Here is a 21,525-nt window from a genome sequence, read left to right as displayed (position 1 = left end):
GGCTTCTTCGCGGGTTTACCCACGAAGAAGCCCACGCAATTTAATCAGGTTTGACTCGTTCCGAGGGCCGCCGCGCACCTGCCACCAACTTTTCGATTGCCTTGCTCGCCGCCACCATGCCAAAGGTCGCGGTCACCATCATCACCGCGCCAAAGCCACCCGAGCAGTCCAGCCGCACCCCCTCGCCCACGAAACTCTTCTGCAGACAAACGCTACCATCGCCCTTGGGGTAGCGCAGCTGCTCGCTGGAGAACACGCATGGCACGCCATAGTTGCGGCTGACATTGCGCGAGAAGTTGTAATCGCGACGCAAGGTGGACCGCACCCGCGAAGCCAGCGGGTCGTTGAAGGTCTTGTTCAGGTCGGCAATCTGGATTTGCGTGGGGTCGATCTGCCCGCCGGCACCACCGGTGGTGACGATGGCGATCTTGCGCCGACGGCACCAGGCGATCAGCGCCGCCTTGGCCATGACGCTGTCGATGCAGTCGATCACGCAGTCGAGGTTTTCGGTAATGTACTCGACCATGGTCTCGCGGGTAACGAAGTCGGCCACCGCATGCACCGTGCACGCCGGGTTGATCGCCCGCAGGCGCTCGGCCATGACCTCGACCTTGGGCCGCCCCACCTGGCCTTCCAGGGCATGGGCCTGGCGGTTGGTGTTGCTGACGCACACATCGTCCAGGTCGAACAGGGTGATTTCCCCTACGCCGCTCCGGGCCAGCGCTTCAGCCACCCACGAGCCTACCCCGCCAATCCCGACCACAGCCACATGGGCCTGGCCCAGGCGCTGCAGCCCTTGGTCGCCGTATAACCGGGCAACGCCGGCGAAGCGTGGATCTTCTGTGCTCATCTTCATACCCCAAAAAACCGGCGCGCATTATATGCCAGCCGGCCCATGGCCTGCATCGTTAGGAAAGACACTGCCAACCCTGCTTTAATGTCCTATCACTTCGACACAAATGGACGACAATGTCTTCACGTAAATTCGGCCTGAACCTGGTCGTGGTCCTGGCCATCGCCGCGTTGTTCACCGGGTTCTGGGCCCTGATCAACCGCCCGGTTTCCGCCCCCGCCTGGCCAGAGCAGATCTCTGGCTTTTCGTATTCGCCGTTCCGCCTGGGTGAAAGCCCGCAAAAAGGCCAGTACCCCAGTGACGACGAGATGCGCCAGGACCTGGAGCAGTTGAGCAAACTGACCGACAGCATCCGCATCTACACCGTGGAGGGGACCCAGGCCGACATCCCGCGCCTGGCCGAGGAATTCGGCCTGCGGGTAACGCTGGGCATCTGGATCAGCCCGGACCTGGAGCGCAACGAGCGCGAAATCGCCACCGCCATCCAGTTGGCCAACACCTCGCGCAGCGTGGTGCGGGTCGTGGTCGGCAACGAGGCGCTGTTCCGTGAAGAGGTTACCCCGGAAAACCTGATCAAGTACCTGGACCGCGTGCGTGCAGCTGTGAAGGTGCCCGTGACCACCAGTGAGCAATGGCACATCTGGAAGGAAAACCCGGAGATTGCCAAGCACGTCGACCTGATTGCCGCGCACATCCTGCCCTACTGGGAGTTCGTGCCAATGAAGGATTCGGTCGAGTTCGTGCTCGACCGTGCCCGTGAACTGCGGCACCAGTTCCCGCGTAAACCCCTGCTGCTGTCAGAGGTCGGCTGGCCGAGCAACGGCCGCATGCGCGGGGGTGCCGATGCCACCCAGGCCGACCAGGCCATCTACCTGCGCACCCTGGTCAACACCCTCAACCGCCGTGGCTACAACTACTTCGTCATCGAAGCCTATGACCAGCCGTGGAAGGCCAGCGATGAAGGCTCGGTAGGCGCCTACTGGGGCGTGTATAACGCCGAGCGCCAGCAAAAGTTCAACTTCGACGGCCCGGTGGTGGCGATCCCGCAGTGGCGTGCGTTGGCCGTGGCATCGGTCGTGCTGGCCATGATCGCCTTGATGGTGCTGTTCATCGACGGCTCGGCCCTGCGCCAGCGCGGCCGCACCTTCCTTACCTTCATCACCTTCCTGTGCGGGTCGGTGCTGGTGTGGATCGCTTACGACTACAGCCAGCAATACAGCACCTGGTTCAGCCTGACCGTGGGCGTGCTGCTGGCCCTTGGCGCGCTGGGCGTGTTCATCGTGCTGCTGACCGAGGCCCATGAACTGGCCGAGGCGGTATGGATACACAAGCGCCGCCGCGAATTCTTGCCGGTGCAGGCCGACAGCGCTTACCGGCCCAAGGTGTCGGTGCATGTGCCGTGCTACAACGAGCCGCCCGAGATGGTGAAGCAGACCCTCGACGCCCTGGCCGCACTGGATTACCCCGACTACGAAGTGCTGGTGATCGATAACAACACCAAGGACCCGGCCGTGTGGGAGCCGCTGAAGGCCCACTGTGAAAAGCTCGGCGAGCGTTTCAAGTTCTTCCACGTCTCGCCCCTGGCCGGTTTCAAGGGTGGCGCGCTGAACTACCTGATCCCGCACACCGCCAAGGACGCCGAAGTGATCGCGGTGATCGACTCGGACTACTGCGTCGACCGCAACTGGCTCAAGCACATGGTGCCGCACTTCGCCGACCCGAAAATTGCCGTGGTGCAGTCGCCGCAAGACTACCGCGACCAGCACGAAAGTGCGTTCAAGAAGCTGTGCTACAGCGAGTACAAAGGCTTTTTCCACATTGGCATGGTCACCCGCAACGACCGTGACGCGATCATCCAGCACGGCACCATGACCATGACCCGGCGTACGGTGCTGGAAGAGCTGGGCTGGGCCGAATGGTGCATCTGCGAAGACGCCGAACTGGGCCTGCGCGTGTTCGAAAAAGGCCTGTCGGCAGCGTACGCCCACAACAGCTACGGCAAGGGCCTGATGCCCGACACCTTCATCGACTTCAAGAAGCAGCGCTTCCGCTGGGCCTATGGCGCCATCCAGATCATCAAGCACCACGCCAGCGCCCTGCTGCGCGGCAAGGACAGCGAGCTGACCCGCGGCCAGCGTTATCACTTCCTGGCCGGCTGGTTGCCATGGATTGCCGATGGCATGAACATCTTCTTCACCATCGGCGCGCTGCTGTGGTCGGCGGCGATGATCATCGTCCCGCACCGCGTAGACCCGCCGCTGATGATCTTCGCCATCCCGCCGCTGGCGCTGTTCTTCTTCAAGGTGGGCAAGATCATCTTCCTGTATCGCCGCGCGGTGGGGGTTAACCTGAAGGATGCCTTTGCCGCTGCGCTCGCCGGCCTTGCGCTGTCGCACACCATCGCCAAGGCGGTGCTGTACGGGTTCTTCACCAGCAGCATGCCGTTCTTCCGCACACCGAAGAATGCCGACAGCCATGGGTTGCTGGTGGCGCTGTCCGAAGCACGCGAAGAGCTGTTCATCATGTTGCTGCTGTGGGGCGCGGCGCTGGGCATCTACCTGGTGCAAGGGCTGCCGAGTTCGGACATGCGCTTCTGGGTGGCGATGTTGCTGGTGCAGTCGTTGCCGTATGTGGCGGCTCTGGTGATGGCACTGCTGTCTTCGCTGCCCAAGCCAGTGGAGAAGGCCGCCGAGCCGCAGCAGGCTTGAGATTGCCGGGGCTGCTTTGCAGCCCCACCGCCCCTCAGTTTGATATAAGATAACGCCCCTCAGATTTCCCGCCTTGCCTTGCCCCGGAGTCCCCCATGACGGCCCCTGCCGAGCTCTCGCCTACCCTTCAACTGGCCTGCGACCTGATCCGTCGCCCCTCGGTCACCCCCGTCGACGCCGATTGCCAGGCGCAGATGATGAACCGCCTGGGCGCCGTGGGTTTCCAGCTGGAGCCGATGCGCATTGAAGATGTCGACAACTTCTGGGCCACCCACGGCACCCAGGAAGGCCCGGTGCTGTGCTTTGCCGGCCACACCGACGTGGTGCCCACCGGCCCGGTGCAGCAATGGCAGCATGAACCGTTCGAAGCGCTGATCGACGCCGACGGCATGCTCTGCGGCCGTGGCGCTGCCGACATGAAGGGCAGCCTGGCCTCCATGGTGATCGCCAGCGAGCGCTTCGTGCACGACTACCCTAACCACCGTGGCAAGGTCGCCTTCCTGATCACCAGCGACGAGGAAGGCCCGGCTCACCACGGCACCAAGGCAGTGGTCGAACGCCTGAAAGCGCGCAACGAACGCCTGGACTGGTGCATCGTCGGCGAACCCTCCAGCACCACCCTGCTGGGTGACGTGGTCAAGAACGGCCGTCGCGGTTCGCTGGGTGCCAAACTGACCGTGCGCGGCAAGCAAGGCCACGTGGCCTACCCGCACCTGGCGCGCAACCCGATCCACCTGGCCGCCCCGGCCCTGGCGGAGCTGGCAGCCGAGCACTGGGACGAAGGCAACGCGTTCTTCCCGCCGACCAGCTTCCAGATCTCGAACCTCAATTCCGGCACCGGCGCCACCAACGTGGTCCCGGGCGAGCTGACTGCACTGTTCAACTTCCGCTTCTCTACCGAGTCCACCGTCGAAGGCCTGCAGGCGCGCGTCTCGGCGATTCTCGACAAGCATGAACTGGACTGGTCCATCGACTGGGCGCTGTCTGGCCTGCCATTCCTCACCGAACCGGGCGAACTGCTGGACGCTGTGGCGGCCAGCATCAAGGGCGTCACCGGCCGCGATACCCTGCCGTCCACCAGCGGCGGTACCTCCGATGGCCGCTTCATCGCCACCATGGGTACGCAAGTGGTCGAGCTGGGCCCGGTCAACGCCACCATTCACCAGGTGGACGAGCGGATTCTGGCCAGCGACCTCGACCTGCTGACCGAAATCTACTACCAGACCCTGGTCCGGTTGCTCGCCTGATGCTCGCCTGCCCCCTTTGCCAGGCGCCGCTGAGCCGGCTCGACAATGGTGTGGTGTGCCCAGCCGGCCACCGCTTCGACCGCGCCCGCCAGGGTTACCTGAACCTGCTGCCGGTACAGCACAAAAACAGCCGCGACCCGGGTGACAACCAGGCCATGGTCGAAGCCCGTCGTGATTTCCTCGATGCCGGGCACTATGCCCCGGTGGCCAGCCGCCTGGCCGAGCTTGCCGCCGAGCGCCAGCCCGGCGCCTGGCTGGACATCGGCTGCGGCGAGGGTTACTACACCGCACAGATCGCCCAGGCCCTGCCGGCCGCCGACGGTTACGCGCTGGACATTTCCCGCGAGGCGGTCAAGCGTGCCTGCCGTCGAGCACCGGAAGTCACCTGGATGGTTGCCAGCATGGCCCGCGTGCCCCTGGCCGACGCCAGTTGCCAGTTCATCGCCAGCGTATTCAGCCCGCTGGACTGGGCCGAGGCCAAGCGCCTGCTCAGCCCCGGTGGCGGCCTGATGCGGGTCGGCCCTACCAGCGGCCACCTGATGGAGCTGCGCGAAGTGCTCTACGATGAAGTCCGCCCTTACGCCGACGACAAACACCTGGCCCTGGTCCCCGAAGGCATGGCCCATGCCCACAGCGAAACCCTTGAGTTCCGCCTGAGCCTGGCCGAACCCAAGGCCCGCGCCGACCTGCTGGCCATGACCCCGCACGGCTGGCGCGCCAGCGCCGAAAAACGCGCGCTGGTCATCGACCAGGCCGAGCCGTTCGAGGTTACGGTTTCCATGCGTTATGACTATTTCGTGCGCCAAGACTGAGCACACCCGGAGCCCTTATGCGCCAACCTGATATCGAGATCTACCTGAAGGACGCCGACGTCGACCACAAGCAGATTGCCGAGTGGCTCGCCCAGGCAATCGGCCCGTGCAGCGAATGGAAGCAGAAAGGCCACACCTTCAAATGCCAGGCCGGTAACATTCCGGTCACCTGGTTACCCAAGGCTGTAGGGAAATGGAACAGCCTGTACCTGGAAAGCGACCAGACGCCATGGGCTGATGATGTCGCCTGCGCCCGCGCCGCCTTCGCCGCACTGGGTGTGGAAGTGCGTTGCGCGCCGGGTGGCTGGGTAGAGGAAGACGGGGAAGAAGATGCCGACCGCTGGGTCCGCATCAGCGCCGACGGTGAAGAGGAAATCACCTGGCGCACCAGCTGAAACAGGTTGCTTCAGGCTGCAAGTTACACGGTCAACTTGCAGCTTGAGGCTTACCGCAAAAGGCTCAGAGGCCCACTACGTCTTCGGCTTGCAGGCCTTTCTGGCCCTGCACGCAGGCGTATTCCACGCGCTGCCCTTCGACCAGGGTACGATGCCCCTCACCGCGGATCGCCCGATAGTGGACGAATACATCCGCACCACCTTCGCGCTGAATGAAGCCATAACCCTTGGCATCGTTGAACCACTTTACGTTCCCAGTCTCACGAGACGACATCTGAACTACTCCGGATTTTTATTGTGAAGATCGCCGTGCAGGCATAGGGTCACCTGCCCCGTGCCAACGCCGCTTGCCGAAATATCCTGCAAGTGGCAGGCCGAGTATATGACACAGAACAAAAAAAATTGATGACGGTCCCGCAGTTGGCCGATTTTTGCTGAACTTACGCCGATACGGCAGACTAATTAGCTGGATACTCACCTGAACATCACACCCAGGGCACACACCCCATGACCCGTTCCCCCCTGCACCGCCTGATCTTCGGCGGCCTGCGTCGCCTGTTGTACCTGTGGGTGCGCTCCGAGACCATCAACCAGTCGTCCATGTCCCTCAACCTCGACCGCAGCAGGCCGGTGTTCTATGCACTGCCGTCGCCCGCGCTCACCGACCTGGCCGTGCTCGACCACGAATGCACCAAAGCGGGGCTGCCGCGCCCGGTATTGCCGGTAGCCGTGGGCCCACTGCAGGAGCCGGCCGGGTTCTTCTACCTCACCCCCGACCCGGACTGGCTGGGCCGGCAGGACAAAAGCGGCGCGCCACCGACGCTTGAACGCCTGGTCGCTGCCGTCACCCAGCATGCCGAGGAAGATGCGCAGATCATTCCCGTCAGCGTGTTCTGGGGCCAGACCCCGGCCAGTGAATCCAGCCCGTGGAAGCTGCTGTTCGCCGACAGCTGGGCGGTTACCGGGCGCCTGCGCCGGCTGCTGACCGTACTGATTCTGGGGCGCAAGACCCGGGTGCAGTTCTCCGCGCCTATCCACCTGCGCGAACTGGTGCAGCACAACAAAGGGCACGAGCGCACCGTGCGCATGGCCCAACGCCTGATGCGCGTGCATTTCCGCAACCTCAAGACGGCGGTCATCGGCCCGGACATCTCGCACCGGCGCAACCTGGTCAAAGGCCTGGTGCACGCACCGCAAGTGCGCCAGGCCATCGTCGACGAGGCACAGCGCGAAAACCTGCCGCTGGCCAAGGCCGAAGCCCAGGCGCTGCGCTATGGCAACGAGATCGCCTCGGACTACACCTACACCGCCATCCGCTTCCTTGAAGTGGTGCTGAGCTGGTTCTGGAACAAGATCTACGACGGCATCAAGGTCAACCACATCGAGCAGGTGCAGGGCATCGCCCCCGGCCACGAAGTGATTTACGTGCCCTGCCACCGCAGCCACATCGACTACCTGCTGCTGTCGTACCTGCTGTTCCGCAACGGCCTCACCCCGCCGCACGTGGCGGCGGGCATCAACCTCAACATGCCGGTAGTGGGCAATCTGCTGCGCCGTGGCGGAGCGTTCTTCATGCGCCGCACGTTCAAGGGCAACCCGTTGTACACCGCCGTGTTCAACGAGTACCTGCACACCCTGTACACCAAGGGCTTCCCGGTCGAGTACTTCGTTGAAGGCGGCCGCTCGCGCACCGGACGCATGCTGCAACCACGTACCGGGATGCTGGCCATCACCCTGCGCAGTTTCCTGCGCTCGTCGCGCACGCCGATCGTGTTCGTGCCGGTGTACATCGGCTACGAGCGCGTACTCGAAGGCCGCACCTACCTGGGCGAACTGCGTGGTGCCAGCAAGAAGAAGGAGTCGGTGTTCGACATCTTCAAGGTATTTGGCGCGCTCAAGCAGCGCTTTGGCCAGGTCTACGTCAACTTCGGCGAGCCGATCCGCCTGGCCGGCTTCCTCGACGAACAACAGCCCGGCTGGCGTGAGCAAGACCATGGCCCGCAGTACCGTCCGGAATGGCTCAACGCTACCACCACCCGCCTGGGTGAAACCGTGGCCCGTCACCTGAACGAAGCGGCTGCCATCAACCCGGTCAACCTGGTGGCCCTGGCGCTGCTGTCCACCAGCCGCCTGGCCCTGGACGAACGCGCCCTGACCCGCGTGCTGGACCTGTACCTGGCGCTGCTGCGCCAAGTGCCCTACTCGCCCCATACCACCCTGCCCGACGGCGACGGCCAGGCGCTGATCGAACATGTACGCAGCATGAACCTGGTGGCCGAACAGAAGGACGCCCTGGGCCGCATTCTGTACCTGGATGAAGGCAATGCGGTCCTGATGACCTACTACCGCAACAACGTGCTGCACATCTTCGCCCTGCCGGCGCTGCTGGCCAGCTTCTTCCTCAGCAGCTCGCGCATGAGCCGCGAATTGCTGGGCCAGTATGTACAGGCGCTGTACCCGTACCTGCAGGCCGAACTGTTCTTGCGCTGGACACCAGAGCAGCTGGAGGAAGTGATCGACCAATGGCTGGCCGCGCTGGTGGAGCAAGGCCTGCTGCGCATGGACGGCGAGGTGTATGTGCGCCCGGCGCCCAGCTCGCGGCAGTTCGTGTTGCTGACCCTGCTCGCCCGCACTATCACCCAGACCCTGCAGCGCTTCTACATGGCCACTTCGCTGCTGCTCAACAACGGGCAGAACAGCCTCAGCGCCGAGGCGCTGGAAGACCTGTGCGTGATGATGGCCCAACGCCTGTCGATCCTGCATGGCCTGAATGCCCCGGAGTTCTTCGACAAAACGCTGTTCCGCCACTTCATCCAGACCCTGCTTGAGCAAGGCGTGCTGCATGCCGACGCTCAAGGCAAGCTGGGTTACCACGACAAGCTCGGCGAACTGGCCGAGGGCGTGGCCAAGCGTGTGTTGTCTGCGGAGCTACGCCTGTCGATCCGCCAAGTGGCCCTGCACCGTGACGATGGCCTGGAAACTTCGACCCTCTAACGCTTTATCTGCCGGGAAAATCCGCTAAAGTCCCTGGGGTTGGCCACAAGCCAACGCCAAGGACACCGGAGACTCCATGAAAAAACTCTTTATGCTGTGTTGCGCATCCCTGCTCGCAGCCTGTTCCAGCCAAACCCCATCCACCCAGGCCAGCCTGGACGGTGAAGTCTTCTACCTGCAGCGTATTGCCCTGCCGCCTGCCGCTACCTTAAGCGTGGAACTGCAGGATGTTTCGCTGATGGACGCCCCTGCCGTGACCCTGGCCCGCCAGGCCGGCCCTGTAAAAGGCAACGTGCCGCTGCCGTTCCACCTCACCTACGACCCTGCGCAGGTCAAGCCCGGCCACCGCTATTCGGTGAGTGCGCGCATCGAGCTGGATGGCAAACTGCTGTTCATCAGTACCGAGCACCATGGTGTGATGCTCGACGGCAGCGACCCGAAATCTGTACGCATCAAGGTCGACCCGGTTCGCTGATACCCGCCTCTATCTGTTTACAAGGAAAGCTTCATGATCCGCACCTCCCTGCGTTTCACCACCCTGTGCGCCGGCCTGCTGCTGTCGGCCAGCGCCCTGGCTCTGTCGCTGGGTGACCTGACCCAGAAAGACGCCACCGGCGGCCTGAAAGATGCCCTGACCCAAGGCGCGCAGCTGGCCGTCAAGCAACTGAGCACCCCGGGCGGCTTCAGCAACAACCCGGACGTGCGCATCGAATTGCCGGGCAACCTGGGCAAAGCCGCCAAGGCAATGAAAATGTTCGGCAAAGGTGAACAGGTCGAAGCCCTGGAAACCAGCATGAACAAGGCCGCCGAAGCTGCCGTGCCGCAGGCCCAGGCAATTCTGGTGGATGCCGTGAAGAACATGAGCGTGACCGATGCCAAAGGCATCCTAAGCGGCGGTGACGACTCGGCCACCCAGTACCTGAACAAGAGCAGCCGCGAGCAGATCCGCGCCAGGTTCCTGCCGATCGTCAAGCAGGCGACCGACAAGGTTGGCCTGGCCCAGCAGTACAACAACTTTGCCGGGCAGGCCGTGGCACTGGGCGTGGTGGATGCCAAGAGCGCCAGCATCGAGAACTACGTGACCGAAAAGGCGCTGGACGGTCTGTTCGAAATGATCGGCAAGCAGGAGCAAAGCATTCGCCAGAATCCGGCTGAAGCGGCTACCAGCCTGGCCAAAAAAGTCTTCGGCGCCCTCTGATGCCCCTAGGGGGCTGCTTTGCAGCCCCCTACGGTCTTCAGTCCTTCCTGACCCTGAACCACGCCGCATACAACGCCGGCAGGAACAACAGGGTCAACACCGTGGCCACGATCAACCCACCCATGATCGCCACCGCCATCGGCCCGTAGAACACGCTACGTGACAACGGAATCATCGCCAGCACCGCCGCCAGCGCGGTCAGCACAATCGGGCGGAAACGCCGCACCGTGGCTTCGATGATTGCCTGCCAGCGCTCCATGCCCGCCGCGATGTCCTGCTCGATCTGATCCACCAGAATCACCGAGTTGCGCATGATCATCCCCGCCAGGGCAATGGTGCCGAGCATGGCGACAAAGCCGAATGGCTGGCGGAACACCAGCAAGAACAGGGTGACGCCAATCAGCCCAAGCGGTGCGGTGAGGAACACCATCACCGTGCGCGAGAAGCTGCGCAGCTGGATCATCAGCAAGCTCAGCACCACCACCACGAACAGCGGCATGCCCGCGTTAACCGACTTCTGACCGCGCTCGGAGTCCTCGACCGTGCCGCCGACCTCCAGCAGGTAGCCATCCGGCAGCTTGGCGCGGATGTCACGCAGGGTAGGCTCGATCTGCTTCACCAGCGTGGCCGGTTGCTCCTTGTCGTAGATATCGGCGCGCACGGTCACGGTCGGCAAGCGGTTACGGTGCCAGATAATGCCCTCCTCGAAGCCGTATTCCAGGGTGGCTACCTGCGACAGCGCTACGCTCTGGCCGTTATCGGTGGGCAATGCCAGGCTGCCGAGGTTGCCCAGTTCGCCACGTTCCTGTTGGGTACCGCGCAGCAGAATCTCGATCAGCTCGTTGTCTTCGCGGTACTGGCTGACCGTAGTACCGGTTAGCGAGCTTTGCAGGAAGCTGGACAAGTGCGAGGTGCTCACGCCCAGGGCACGAGCGCGGTCCTGGTCAATCTCCAGGAACACCGCCTTGCTCGGTTCTTCCCAGTCCAGGTGCACGTTGACCACATGCGGGTTCTCCCGCACCTTGTCAGCCACTTCACGCGCCAGCGCGCGGGCCTTCTCGATGTGTTCGCCGGTCACCCGGAACTGCACCGGGTAGCCCACGGGCGGGCCGTTTTCCAGGCGCGTAACGCGGGCGCGCAGGTCGGGGAATTGCTGGTCCACGGTGCTGATCAGCCAGCTGCGCAGGCGCTCGCGGTCTTCCATCGACTTGGCCAGCACCACGAACTGGGCAAAGCTGGCGGCCGGGAGCTGCTGGTCCAGCGGCAGGTAGAAGCGTGGCGAGCCAGTGCCCACATAGGCCACGTAGTTGTCGATACCGTCCTGCTGCTTGAGCAGCGCCTCCAACTGTTTGACCCGCTCGGCGGTATTGGCCAGAGAAGCACCTTCAGCCAGCTTCAGGTCAACCATCAGCTCCGGGCGCCCGGAGGCCGGGAAGAACTGCTGGGGCACGAAACGGAACAGCAGGATGCTGCCGACAAAGGCGGCGATGGTCAGCAGAATCACGGTTTTGCGCCGCCGCACGCACCACTCCACCACTCGCCGCACACGCTGGTAGAACGGCGTGGCGTAAGGGTCTGGCGCGTGGCCGTCCTTGCCGTGGCGTGCGGCATGCAACTTGGCCAGATCTGGCAGCAGGCGCTCGCCCAGGTAAGGCACGAACACCACCGCCGCCACCCATGAAGTCAGCAACGCAATGGTCACCACCTGGAAGATCGAGCGGGTATATTCGCCGGTGCTGGAGGCTGCCGTGGCGATGGGCAAGAAGCCCGCTGCGGTAATCAAGGTGCCGGTGAGCATCGGGAAGGCAGTGCTGCTCCAGGCATAGCTGGCCGCCTTGAGGCGGTCGTAGCCCTGCTCCATCTTGATCGCCATCATCTCTACCGCAATGATCGCGTCGTCCACCAGCAAGCCCAGCGCCAGCACCAAAGCGCCGAGGGAGATCTTGTGCAGGCCGATGCCGAAGTAATGCATGGCGGCGAAGGTCATGGCCAGCACCAGCGGAATGGCCAGCGCTACCACCAGGCCGGTGCGCAGGCCCAGCGAGAAGAAGCTCACCAGCAGCACGATGACCAGGGCCTCGACCAGCACCTGCACGAACTCACCCACGCCGGCCTTGACCGCCGCTGGCTGGTCCGACACCTTGCGCAGCTCCATACCGGCCGGCAGGCTCCGCGCCAGGCGCTCGAATTCGCCTTCCAAGGCCTTGCCCAGCACCAGAATGTCGCCACCGTCCTTCATCGACACGGCCAGGCCAATGGCATCCTCACCCATGAAGCGCATGCGCGGCGCGGGCGGGTCGTTGAAGCCGCGGTGCACCTCGGCGACATCGCCGATGCGGAAGGTGCGGTCACCCACGCGGATGGGGAACTGGCGAATCTGCTCGACGCTGTCGAAGCGCCCGCTCACCCGCAGTTGCAGGCGCTCGCTGGGTGTTTCGAAGAAGCCGGCGGTGCTCACCGCGTTCTGCTCCTGCAGGGCCTGTTGCACCGCCTGCAGTGGCACGCCAAGGGTGGCCAGCTTGAGGTTGGACAGCTCGATCCAGATTTTCTCGTCCTGCAGGCCGACCAGCTCGACCTTGCCCACATCCTTGACCCGCTGCAGCTGGATCTGGATGCGATCGGCGTAATCCTTGAGCACCGCGTAGTCGAAGCCTTCACCGGTCAGCGCGTAGATATTACCGAAGGTGGTGCCGAACTCGTCGTTGAAGAACGGGCCCTGGATTTCCGGTGGCAAGGTGTGACGGATGTCCGCGACCTTCTTGCGGATCTGGTACCACAGCTCGGGAATGTCCTTGGAATGCAGCGAGTCGCGGGCCATGAAGGTGACCTGCGATTCGCCGGGGCGTGAGAACGAGACGATCCTCTCGTACTCGCCGGTTTCCATCAGCTTCTTCTCGATGCGCTCGGTAACCTGGCGCGACACTTCCTCGGCGCTGGCGCCGGGCCACAGGGTACGGATGACCATGGCCTTGAAGGTGAACGGCGGGTCTTCGCTCTGGCCCAGCTTGGTGTAGGACATGGCGCCAATGGCCGCCAGCAGGATCATCAGGAACAGGACAATCTGGCGGTTGCGCAGCGCCCAGGCAGAAAGGTTGAAACCCATCGGGACTTACTCCTTGGCCGTCAGGTTCACTACACGGTTGCTGCGGTCCACAGGGCGAACCTCCTGGCCCTCGCGCAGCACATGACCGCCAGCGGCGACCACCCAGTCGCCCGGGGCAAGGCCTTCGAGCACTGGCACACTGTCGCTGCCATACGCCCCCAGACGCACCACTGCCCGCTCCAGATGGCTGTCCTTGTTGACCCGCCATACATACGCCTGACCGTTTTCTGCGGTAACCGCCGACAGCGGTACCGACAGCGGGATCAGCCCCTCATGGGCAATGAACACCCGGGCGCTCTGACCCAGCTCGGCCGGTGCTGCGGCCGAAGTAAAGGCGATGCGCGCCGCGAAGGTGCGCGAACGCGGGTCGGCGGCCGGCGACAACTCGCGGATACGGCCCTGGAAGCGCTCCCGTGGGTACGACCACAGCTCCACGCTCACCGGCTCGCCCACGGCGAAGCGGGCGAACTGCTGCTCTGGCAGGCCGATAGCCACTTCCCGTTCACCATCGGCGGCCAGGGTGAACACGGTCTGCCCGGCGGCGACCACCTGGCCCACTTCAACCTGGCGCTTGGCGATCACCCCGGCCTGTGGAGCACGCAGCACGGCATATTCGGCCTGGTTGCCGGCCACATCGAATTCGGCCTTGGCCTGCTTCAAGCGGGCGAGGCCGGCACGGTAGAGGTTTTCAGCGTTATCGAACTGGGAATGGCTGACCATCTGCCGGTCCAGCAGTTTCCGGTAACGGTCGCGCTCGGCGCGCACCAGTGCCAGGTTGGCCTCGGCGGCTGCCAGTTGGGCGCGGTTGGCTTCCAGTTGCAGGCGCACGTCCTGTGGGTCCAGTTCAGCCAGCGGCTGGTCGGCCTTGACCCGCTGCCCCTCCTCGACCAGGCGTTTGCTGACCTTGCCGCCAATGCGGAAAGCCAGCTCCGGCTCGAAGCGCGCACGCACTTCACCGGGGTAACTGTCGGCAGCGGCTTCAGCCGGCTGCGGCTGCACCACCAGCGCCGGGCGCGGCGCTGCAGGTGGTGTGGCTTCCTGACCGCACGCCGCCAGTAACAGCACGGCAGCGGCGGGCAGAGCGATGGACAAGGCATGGCGCAACATGATGAATCCTTTCGCAGAGGTGCACATCGAATATTTATACTGGCAAGTATATTAAATCAGGCAATCGGTGCCGGGAAGCTGGCGTTACAAAGAAATCCAGACGGTTTTTCAACGGCCGTCAGCTGTTGCACAGCCCACAGCCAATCAACAAGTTGCCCCACCCCGCCACAGCCAGAAATCCCTCATATACGCCACAAACCCCGTATCACGGGCGTTCCACCAACCGGCACGACCTGTGCAATCAACGGTACACCCCCTCCTTCATGTACCTGGAGTATTCCGATGACTGCCCTCGAACAACACCTGACCGTCCCCGCCAACGGCGCCGACTACGCCACGCTGGCCGCCCGCTTCAGGCCCATCTTCACGCGCATTGCCGAAAGCAGCGTGGAACGCGAACGCAACCGCGCCCTGCCCCACGAACCGATCCGCTGGCTGAAGGAGGCCGGCTTTGGTGCCGTGCGCGTACCGGTCGAGCACGGCGGTGGCGGCGCTTCGTTGCCGCAGCTGTTCCAGTTGTTGATCGAACTGGCCGAAGCCGACTCCAACGTGCCTCAGGCCCTGCGCGGCCATTTCGCCTTCGTCGAAGACCGCCTCAACGCCCATGCCAGCGCGCCACAAAATGTGTGGTTCAAGCGCTTCGTTGCAGGTGACCTGGTGGGCTGCGCCTGGACCGAGATCGGCGCGGTGAAAATTGGCGATGTCATCACCCGCGTCTCACGTCAGGGTGAACAGTGGGTGGTCAACGGCACCAAGTACTACAGCACCGGCAGCCTGTTCTCCGACTGGATCGACCTGTTCGCCCGCCGCGACGACACCGGGGCCGACGTGATCGCAGCCATCCGCACCCAACAACCCGGCATCCGCCAGAGCGACGATTGGGATGGCTTCGGCCAGCGCACCACCGGCAGCGGTACCTCGGTGTTCGAAAATGCCGTGGTCGAGGAAGAGAACATCATCGACTTCGCCACCCGCTTCAAATACCAGACCGCGTTCTACCAGCTGGTGCTGCTGGCGGTGATCACCGGTTCCGGGCGTGCCGCCGTGCGGGATTTCAGCCACGAGACCCGCAAGCGCACCCGGGTGTTCAGCCACGGCAACGGCGCGGCAGTCAGTGAGGACCCACAGGTATTGCAAGTGATCGGCAAGGCCTCGGGCCAGGTGTATGCCGCCGAAGCCGCGACCCTGCGCGCCGCCGAGGCCAGCCAACAGGCTTACCTGGCACGTTTTGCCCATGACCCGGCCGCAGAACAGCAGGCCAATGTGCTTGCCGAACTGGAGTCGGCCCAGGCCCAGGTGGCAGCCATCGACTTGGTACTGCGCGCCACCAGCGACCTGTTCAATGCCTTGGGTGCCTCCACCACCAGCACCAGCCGCCAGCTCGACCGCCACTGGCGCAACGCCCGCACCGCGGCGTCGCACAACCCGGTGATCTACAAGGAGCGGATCGTCGGCGACTGGCATGTGAACGGTACTGAACCGCCGTATGTGTGGCAGATTGGTGGGGGGGCCAAGCAGTCCTGAGTAACCGCATTGGGGCCGCTTTGCGGCCCCGGCACTATCAGCAGCTAACCCAAGCCGTCGGCCAACGCCGCACCATTGAGGTAGTGATCCCCCAACAACCGCCGTTGGGTGGCCAGCACAGGCTCACCACCGCTCACCTCTGGCCGCGCCACGCTGCGACCGGCCAACTCGAAATACGCCTCGTCAGCAAGCCGAGCGCCCTCGGCAGCCGCCAGGCGAAACGCAATTGCCGACGCCTGCGAATCATCGGCCCGCTCCAGCAATGCATCGGCCGCATCAATTGCAATGCGCACCTTACCCACCGTGGCAATCACCAGGGTTTCGTGGCGGGCATTGCGGTCACGCAAGAACTCAAGCAGGGCCGCTTCCACCTGACGGGCATAGACCAGATCGTTCCGGCCGTGGGAATGGGTATTGGACATGTGCGCCTCCTCAGTTCCAGGCGTGACGTTGCGGCTTGATGCCGTTAAGCAATTGGTTTCCGACCAGGTGGTACTTCCAGCGCACCGGGTCATGCAGGGTGTGCGTGCGGGCATTGCGCCAGAAACGGTCCAGCCCCCGGCTGGCCGAAACACTGCGCGTACCGCCCAGTTCCAGCAGGCGGCTGGAAGCCTTCAGCGAAATGGCCGTGGACAGCACCTTGGCCTGGCCGACTATCACCGAGGCTTGCGCCACGTGCTCTTCGTCAGGCTGGGCAACCGCCAGGTCCACGGCCTGCCCCGCACGACGCAAGATGGCTTCGGCTGCCTGCAGGCGCCAGGCCAGTTCGCCGATCAGCGCCTGGCTCAACGGGTCCTGCCAGCCATGCTGCAGGCCACTGTCGGCCCACGGCCTTGCCTGGCGGGCCACCTGCAAGGTCGCGGCGAAAGCGCCACGGGCGATACCGGTGTCCACAGCGGCCTGGATGATCTGCGAGATCGGGCCATCGGCGGTGGGCTGGTCGTAGGCCTTCCAGGCCGGTATCACATCGCCCACCGGAACCCGCACGCCGTCGAGGCGCACCTGGCCACTGGCGGTGATGCGCTGGCCAAAGCCGTCCCAGCTGTCGATCACGGCGAGGCCTTCGGCATCACGCGGGACAAAGGCGATATGCGGTCGCCCGTCTTCATCAACGCCAGCAACAGGAACGATATGGGCAAACAAGGCACCGGTGCAGTACGCCTTCTCGCCGTCGATCACGGCGCTGTCACCGTTGAAGCGGATTTGCGTCTGGAAGGTGGTCACGTACTGGCCACGCGACTCGGAAAACGCATTACCGAAGCGGTAGCCCTGCAGCACCTTGGCGAAGTAGTCGCGCTTCTGCGTTTCGCTGCCGGTCAGGCGCAGGTTGCTGAGTACACCAAAGTGGTTTTGCGGCAGTTGGCCGAGGGACGAATCGGCCGCCGAGATGGTTGCAATCACTTCGCTGAGCGTGGTGTAAGACACGCCCGCGCCACCGTACTCCTTGGGCACGGTGATTGCCCAAAGGCCGCTGTCGGAAAAGCGGTCAAGCTCATCCCACGGCAAACGCCGCTCACGGTCGCGAAGGGCGGCCTCCTGGGCAAATTCCTCGGCCAGGCGCTGCGCGACTTCGATGGCTTCGGCATCGCTGCGGATGACATGGGCGGCGCGTCGTGGCGCCGAACGGGCCTGCGCAGGCAGGCTGGATGCGGATGAAAGGGTCGTCATGTGCTGCTCCATGCGTAACAGGTTCCACAGCTGTTGAGCAGAACCTGTGCCAACCTTACAAAGCCTTTAAATTCATATGGTTAGGTGAGTTATCCAGGCGTTCGAAAAGCCCCGAGGCCGACAAACTGCAGATTGTCTGTTGCCCCGCAAACAGTTCGCCGTGGCCACTCAAAGGCTGATGTCCAGCGGGTACTCGACGATCACCCGCAACTCGTCGACGTTGGCCTCGGCGGTATGGCCGCCGCCAACCCGGTGGGTGGCTTGCATCACGTTGAACGACAGGTTCCTGGCCGGCCCGCCCTGCACCACGTAGCGCACCCACAGGTTGCGCTCCCAGTGGCGGCCATCCTCGATGCCGTTGTAGTAGCTGTAGGCGCCGCCCGCGCGGGTGCCATCGATATCGCTGCCGCGCACATAGCGGGCAGTAAGCGACAGGCCTGGCAGGCCGAGCACAGCGAAGTTGTAGTCGTAGCGCGCTTCCCAGGCCCGTTCGTTGGGGTTGTTGAAGTCAGATACCTGCGATGCCGCGTCCAGCTGGATGTCGTAGGTGTTCCACACATAGTCGAACGGCGTGTCGCCGTCGATGCGCGTATACGACAGCTTGAAGCCATGCCCGCCTGCGTTGACCCCGGCATGCACGCTCCATGAATCGTTGTCGATCTTGCCGGCCAGCGCCTGGCCGCTGTCGCGGGTGCGGTAGTAATCCAGGCCTGTTTTCAGGGTCAGGCTGTCGCCCAGCGGCTGTACATAGTCGACGTTGAAGAACTGCTGGTTCCACACATCGTCCAGCCGGCTGGCGTGCAGGCGCAGGTTCAGCTGGTCATTGAAGCGGTAGTCGCCACCCAGGTACACCACGTCATTGGCGCCCTTCAGCCGCCCGGCGTACACGGTGCCAAGGTCGCCACGGTGGTTGCTGGCGTTGCGGTCGCTGCTGGACTCCAGCTTGCCGCCCTGCAGGCTCAGGCCTTGCAGTGAGTGGTCGTTGAACATGAAACCGCGCAGGGTCTGCGGCAGCAGGCGGATGTCACTGGCATGCAGCACCGGGCTGGTCGGGCTGACATCGCCGTAGCGCAGTTCGGTGTCCCGCACGCGCGCCTTCAGCGCTACGCCGACCTTGCCGTAGGCATCCTTGGGCTCGCCATCGAAGTTGCTGCCCGAGCGCGAGACGATGCCCGGCACCCCAACACCATTGCCCACCGTGCCATTGCCACCGTCCAGCTTCAGCCCGACCAGGCCTTGCACGTCCAGGCCAAGGCCGACCGTGCCCTGGGTGAACCCCGACTGCAGGTTGGCGATGATGCCGTGGCCCCATTCGCGGTGCTGGCTCTGGCGTTCGCCGGTGTTGGGGTTACGGGTGAAATCGCCGTTGCGGTAGTCCTGGCTGAAGTAATAGTTGCGGTTGATGATTTGCAGTTGAGTGCCGTCGAGAAAACCTTCGTCCTCGGCGAATGCCGGCGTGGTCAGGCCGATGACCAGGGCGAGGGTGACGGGTGGGTAGTTGCGCGAGCGCATGGCAGAACGTCCTTACGAGTTGGATAACCCCGCCGGGGCGGTGGGGTGTTCTGCGACTCCAATAACTGTGCCATACGTAAAATTCATATTTTTCAGATAGTTATGAATATTTTACAGCTCGGAAAAATGTGTTTTGCAGGCAAATTGTTCAGTTGCTGTTGCACTTCATACAGAAGGTTGCAGAAGACGCGTGTAGGAGCGGCCTTGCGGCCCTTTCGCGACACAAGGCCGCTCCTACAAAAGATCGTGCTCAGCAGCAGAGTGTTTAGCCAGCCTTCCCCCCCAGGTAGAAATGCCGCAGGTCTTCGCGCACAGCCAACTCCGCAGCAGCCCCCTCACCCGCCACTCGCCCGTTCTCCAGGATGTAGGCATAGTCGGCATGGCGCAGGGCAACGTTGATGTTCTGCTCGGCCACCAGAAAACTCATGCCTTCCTTGACATTGAGCTGGGCGACAATGTCGAAAATTTCTTCGACGATGATCGGCGCCAGCCCCATTGAGGGCTCGTCCAGCAGCACCAGCCGTGGCTGGGTCATCAGCGCACGGCCGATGGCCAGCATCTGCTGCTCGCCACCCGAGGTCAGCCCGGCCTGGGTCTTGCGCTTGGTTTTCAAACGCGGGAACCAGGCATAGATGCGCTCCAGCGCCTGTTCCAGTTCGCGCCGTGCCGGCTTGCGCAGAAAGCCCCCGGTACACAGGTTTTCCTCTATCGTGAGGTGAGCAAACACGTGCCGCCCCTCCAGCACATGCACAATGCCTTGGGCCGCCAGGCGGTTGGCAGCGATGCCGGCGGTGTCCTGGCCCTGGAAGTGGATGTGGCCACGGCTGACCCGCGCACGGTCGGCTTGCAGCAACCCGGAAATGGCTTTGAGCGTGGTGCTCTTGCCTGCGCCATTGGCACCCAGCAAGGCGACGATGTCGCCCTGCCCGACCCGCAGGGAAACCCCGGCCACGGCCAGGATCGCGCCGTCGTAGATCACTTCGATATCCTGCACGCCCAATAGCGCGTGGGCCGGCTCGGCAGCAAGCGGGCTGTGGGTCATGGGGTGGCCTCGTCTTTGGCGCATTCGCGGGGGGTAACACCTTTTTCACGGGCAAACTCGCCTGCCTTGGCATCGATCAGCGGGCGCAGGGTGGCGCGGTCGGCCTGTACCCAGTCGGTCACCAGCGTCCACTTCTGGCCATTCCATTGCTGCACCTTGGCCGCGCCACCCCCTTCATGGTCGCTGCACGACAGCTTCAGCGGCTGCATCAGGCCAAGGAAGCCGATTTCCTTCAGACGGGCATCGCCCAGGTCCAGGTGCTCCAGGCCCCAGCGCCCTTCCTCACCAGTCAGTGGGCGGTTGCCGAACTTCTTCTGCCCGGCGCGGATGGCCTCGACAGCGATGGCCGCGTTCACCAGGCCAGAGTTGTAGTACACGCTGCCAAAGCTTTTCGGGTCTTTGAGGTCGCTCTTACCGGTGTCGACGATGTACTTGCGGATGCGCTGGTGAATGTCGAAATCGGCGCCGCCGGGATAGGGCGTCAATGCCAGATAACCCTTGCCGGCCTCGCCCGCCGGCAGCACGTCTTCGTTGGAGCTGGCCCAGATGTCGCCGACGATGCGGTCTACCGGGAAGCCGAAACGCGCCGCCGTCTTGATCGCTACCGGCGTGGACACACCCCAGGTACGCAGGAATACCCAGTCCGGCTTCTGCTGGCGCACCTGGCGCCATTGCCCGGCCTGTTCGTTGCCCGGGTCGGCCACCGGAATCTGGATGTTCTCGAAGCCGTATTTCTGCGCCAGCAGCGCCATTGGCCCTTGGGTTTCGCGGCCATAGGCGGAGTCGTGATAGACAGTGGCAATCTTTTTGCCCTTGAGCTTGTCCAGCCCGCCTTCGCGCTCGGCCACGTAGTTGAGGAACGCCGAGGCCTCGCTGTAGAAAGTCAGCATCACCGGGAAGTTGTAGGGGAACACCCGGCCGTCGGTGGCTTCGGTGCGGCCATAGCCCAGGGTAATCAGCGGAATCTTGTCGGCCTCGGCCTTTTCCGCCAGGGCGTAGGCAGCCGGTGCGCCGTTAGGCTGATACAACGCCACCGGCGCACCGTTCAGGCCATTCTTGAAGCGCTCATAGCATTCGATGCCCTTCTCGGCCGTCCATTCGGTTTCGCATTCCTGCCAGACCAGCTTTACGCCGTTGATACCGCCTTCGACCTCGTTGATGTAGCGCAGGTAGTCGATCATCCCGGCCCATACCGGAATGCCACTGGAGGCGTAAGCGCCAACCCGGTAGGTGGCCAACGGGAAGAACTGTTCGTTGCTGGCGGCCTGGGCCACCGGCTGCCAGGCCGAGGCAAGGCCCAGTGCCAGGCCGAGGGCGGCGCCGTAGCGTTTGAAAGGTACGTACATGGTGATTTCCCTGATC

At 63.7% G+C, this 21,525-nt stretch carries 17 protein-coding genes; 8 read left to right on the top strand and 9 right to left on the bottom strand.

From position 1 onward, the window contains the following. Nucleotides 1-40: 40 nt before the first annotated feature. A complete protein-coding gene (tcdA, locus tag D906_RS19155) occupies nucleotides 41-850 on the bottom strand; it encodes a tRNA cyclic N6-threonylcarbamoyladenosine(37) synthase TcdA (protein WP_161751460.1) in 810 nt (269 codons plus the stop codon). Nucleotides 851-969: 119 nt separating this feature from the next. Between tcdA and D906_RS19150 the strand changes: the two genes are divergently transcribed. The 4 genes from D906_RS19150 to D906_RS19135 all read left to right on the top strand — a co-directional run bounded on the left by D906_RS19150 (nucleotide 970) and on the right by D906_RS19135 (nucleotide 6,015). Continuing rightward, a complete protein-coding gene (locus tag D906_RS19150) occupies nucleotides 970-3,561 on the top strand; it encodes a glycosyltransferase (RefSeq protein WP_019098054.1) in 2,592 nt (863 codons plus the stop codon). A 95-nt stretch (nucleotides 3,562-3,656) separates the two neighbouring features. After that, complete coding sequence (dapE, locus tag D906_RS19145; protein WP_019098055.1) at nucleotides 3,657-4,808, top strand: succinyl-diaminopimelate desuccinylase; 1,152 nt, start codon at nucleotides 3,657-3,659, stop codon at nucleotides 4,806-4,808. Next, a complete protein-coding gene (locus D906_RS19140) occupies nucleotides 4,808-5,620 on the top strand; it encodes a putative RNA methyltransferase (RefSeq protein WP_016712947.1) in 813 nt (270 codons plus the stop codon). Before dapE ends, D906_RS19140 begins: the two co-directional genes overlap by 1 nt. A gap of 17 nt (nucleotides 5,621-5,637) precedes the next feature. Further along, nucleotides 5,638-6,015 carry a hypothetical protein gene (locus tag D906_RS19135; protein WP_016712948.1) on the top strand — a complete coding sequence of 126 codons (378 nt, stop codon included), beginning with the start codon at nucleotides 5,638-5,640 and terminating at the stop codon, nucleotides 6,013-6,015. A gap of 64 nt (nucleotides 6,016-6,079) precedes the next feature. Here the strand turns inward: D906_RS19135 and D906_RS19130 are convergent, their stop codons facing one another. Then, entirely contained in the window at nucleotides 6,080-6,289 is a 210-nt protein-coding gene (locus D906_RS19130) for a cold-shock protein (protein WP_003252255.1), read from the bottom strand. A 233-nt stretch (nucleotides 6,290-6,522) separates the two neighbouring features. Between D906_RS19130 and plsB the strand changes: the two genes are divergently transcribed. The 3 genes from plsB (at nucleotide 6,523) to D906_RS19115 (ending at nucleotide 10,207) form a co-directional block, all read left to right on the top strand. Continuing rightward, nucleotides 6,523-9,009 carry a glycerol-3-phosphate 1-O-acyltransferase PlsB gene (gene plsB, locus D906_RS19125; RefSeq protein WP_025753719.1) on the top strand — a complete coding sequence of 829 codons (2,487 nt, stop codon included), beginning with the start codon at nucleotides 6,523-6,525 and terminating at the stop codon, nucleotides 9,007-9,009. A gap of 76 nt (nucleotides 9,010-9,085) precedes the next feature. After that, complete coding sequence (locus D906_RS19120; RefSeq protein WP_019098057.1) at nucleotides 9,086-9,484, top strand: YbaY family lipoprotein; 399 nt, start codon at nucleotides 9,086-9,088, stop codon at nucleotides 9,482-9,484. Between the two features lie 33 nt (nucleotides 9,485-9,517). Next, entirely contained in the window at nucleotides 9,518-10,207 is a 690-nt protein-coding gene (locus D906_RS19115; protein ID WP_019098058.1) for a DUF4197 domain-containing protein, read from the top strand. A gap of 37 nt (nucleotides 10,208-10,244) precedes the next feature. Here the strand turns inward: D906_RS19115 and D906_RS19110 are convergent, their stop codons facing one another. Both D906_RS19110 and D906_RS19105 read right to left on the bottom strand, forming a co-directional pair. After that, a complete protein-coding gene (locus D906_RS19110) occupies nucleotides 10,245-13,310 on the bottom strand; it encodes an efflux RND transporter permease subunit (protein WP_019098059.1) in 3,066 nt (1,021 codons plus the stop codon). 6 nt (nucleotides 13,311-13,316) lie between these two features. After that, the gene (locus D906_RS19105; protein ID WP_016712952.1) at nucleotides 13,317-14,417 is read right to left on the bottom strand and encodes an efflux RND transporter periplasmic adaptor subunit; all 1,101 of its coding nucleotides are present in this window, start codon (nucleotides 14,415-14,417) and stop codon (nucleotides 13,317-13,319) included. Between the two features lie 282 nt (nucleotides 14,418-14,699). Here D906_RS19105 and D906_RS19100 point away from each other — a divergent pair, with 282 nt between their 5' ends. After that, nucleotides 14,700-15,941: an acyl-CoA dehydrogenase family protein gene (locus D906_RS19100; RefSeq protein ID WP_025753721.1), complete on the top strand. Its 1,242-nt coding sequence runs from the start codon at nucleotides 14,700-14,702 to the stop codon at nucleotides 15,939-15,941. Between the two features lie 44 nt (nucleotides 15,942-15,985). Here D906_RS19100 and D906_RS19095 read toward each other — a convergent pair whose 3' ends face one another. The 5 genes from D906_RS19095 to D906_RS19075 all read right to left on the bottom strand — a co-directional run bounded on the left by D906_RS19095 (nucleotide 15,986) and on the right by D906_RS19075 (nucleotide 21,509). After that, the gene (locus tag D906_RS19095) at nucleotides 15,986-16,363 is read right to left on the bottom strand and encodes a hypothetical protein (protein WP_027609576.1); all 378 of its coding nucleotides are present in this window, start codon (nucleotides 16,361-16,363) and stop codon (nucleotides 15,986-15,988) included. A 10-nt stretch (nucleotides 16,364-16,373) separates the two neighbouring features. After that, complete coding sequence (locus D906_RS19090) at nucleotides 16,374-17,609, bottom strand: SfnB family sulfur acquisition oxidoreductase (protein ID WP_050587797.1); 1,236 nt, start codon at nucleotides 17,607-17,609, stop codon at nucleotides 16,374-16,376. 168 nt (nucleotides 17,610-17,777) lie between these two features. Continuing rightward, nucleotides 17,778-19,121 (bottom strand): OprD family porin, encoded by a 1,344-nt coding sequence (locus tag D906_RS19085; protein WP_027609574.1) that lies wholly within the window; start codon nucleotides 19,119-19,121, stop codon nucleotides 17,778-17,780. A gap of 265 nt (nucleotides 19,122-19,386) precedes the next feature. Then, on the bottom strand, nucleotides 19,387-20,163 hold the full coding sequence (locus D906_RS19080; RefSeq protein ID WP_027615519.1) for an ABC transporter ATP-binding protein: 777 nt from the start codon (nucleotides 20,161-20,163) through the stop codon (nucleotides 19,387-19,389). Then, the gene (locus D906_RS19075; protein ID WP_027615518.1) at nucleotides 20,160-21,509 is read right to left on the bottom strand and encodes an ABC transporter substrate-binding protein; all 1,350 of its coding nucleotides are present in this window, start codon (nucleotides 21,507-21,509) and stop codon (nucleotides 20,160-20,162) included. Before D906_RS19075 ends, D906_RS19080 begins: the two co-directional genes overlap by 4 nt. Nucleotides 21,510-21,525 lie beyond the last annotated feature (16 nt).

The organism is Pseudomonas sp. LAIL14HWK12:I1, assembly GCF_003202095.1.
Classification (GTDB): domain Bacteria; phylum Pseudomonadota; class Gammaproteobacteria; order Pseudomonadales; family Pseudomonadaceae; genus Aquipseudomonas; species Aquipseudomonas monteilii.
The sequence above is the reverse complement of the archived record's forward strand: the minus strand, read 5'-3'. Positions and strand labels throughout refer to the sequence as shown.

Bases quoted from the DNA above. Each gene is read 5' to 3' on its own strand.
- D906_RS19080 (WP_027615519.1), bottom strand. From the start codon at position 20,163: ATGACCCACAGCCCGCTTGCTGCCGAGCCGGCCCACGCGCTATTGGGC.
- D906_RS19085 (WP_027609574.1), bottom strand. From the start codon at position 19,121: ATGCGCTCGCGCAACTACCCACCCGTCACCCTCGCCCTGGTCATCGGC.
- D906_RS19130 (WP_003252255.1), bottom strand. From the start codon at position 6,289: ATGTCGTCTCGTGAGACTGGGAACGTAAAGTGGTTCAACGATGCCAAG.
- D906_RS19140 (WP_016712947.1), top strand. From the start codon at position 4,808: ATGCTCGCCTGCCCCCTTTGCCAGGCGCCGCTGAGCCGGCTCGACAAT.
- plsB (WP_025753719.1), top strand. From the start codon at position 6,523: ATGACCCGTTCCCCCCTGCACCGCCTGATCTTCGGCGGCCTGCGTCGC.
- D906_RS19150 (WP_019098054.1), top strand. From the start codon at position 970: ATGTCTTCACGTAAATTCGGCCTGAACCTGGTCGTGGTCCTGGCCATC.
- D906_RS19090 (WP_050587797.1), bottom strand. From the start codon at position 17,609: ATGACGACCCTTTCATCCGCATCCAGCCTGCCTGCGCAGGCCCGTTCG.
- D906_RS19105 (WP_016712952.1), bottom strand. From the start codon at position 14,417: ATGTTGCGCCATGCCTTGTCCATCGCTCTGCCCGCCGCTGCCGTGCTG.
- D906_RS19120 (WP_019098057.1), top strand. From the start codon at position 9,086: ATGAAAAAACTCTTTATGCTGTGTTGCGCATCCCTGCTCGCAGCCTGT.
- tcdA (WP_161751460.1), bottom strand. From the start codon at position 850: ATGAGCACAGAAGATCCACGCTTCGCCGGCGTTGCCCGGTTATACGGC.
- D906_RS19075 (WP_027615518.1), bottom strand. From the start codon at position 21,509: ATGTACGTACCTTTCAAACGCTACGGCGCCGCCCTCGGCCTGGCACTG.
- D906_RS19135 (WP_016712948.1), top strand. From the start codon at position 5,638: ATGCGCCAACCTGATATCGAGATCTACCTGAAGGACGCCGACGTCGAC.
- D906_RS19095 (WP_027609576.1), bottom strand. From the start codon at position 16,363: ATGTCCAATACCCATTCCCACGGCCGGAACGATCTGGTCTATGCCCGT.
- D906_RS19100 (WP_025753721.1), top strand. From the start codon at position 14,700: ATGACTGCCCTCGAACAACACCTGACCGTCCCCGCCAACGGCGCCGAC.
- D906_RS19110 (WP_019098059.1), bottom strand. From the start codon at position 13,310: ATGGGTTTCAACCTTTCTGCCTGGGCGCTGCGCAACCGCCAGATTGTC.
- D906_RS19115 (WP_019098058.1), top strand. From the start codon at position 9,518: ATGATCCGCACCTCCCTGCGTTTCACCACCCTGTGCGCCGGCCTGCTG.
- dapE (WP_019098055.1), top strand. From the start codon at position 3,657: ATGACGGCCCCTGCCGAGCTCTCGCCTACCCTTCAACTGGCCTGCGAC.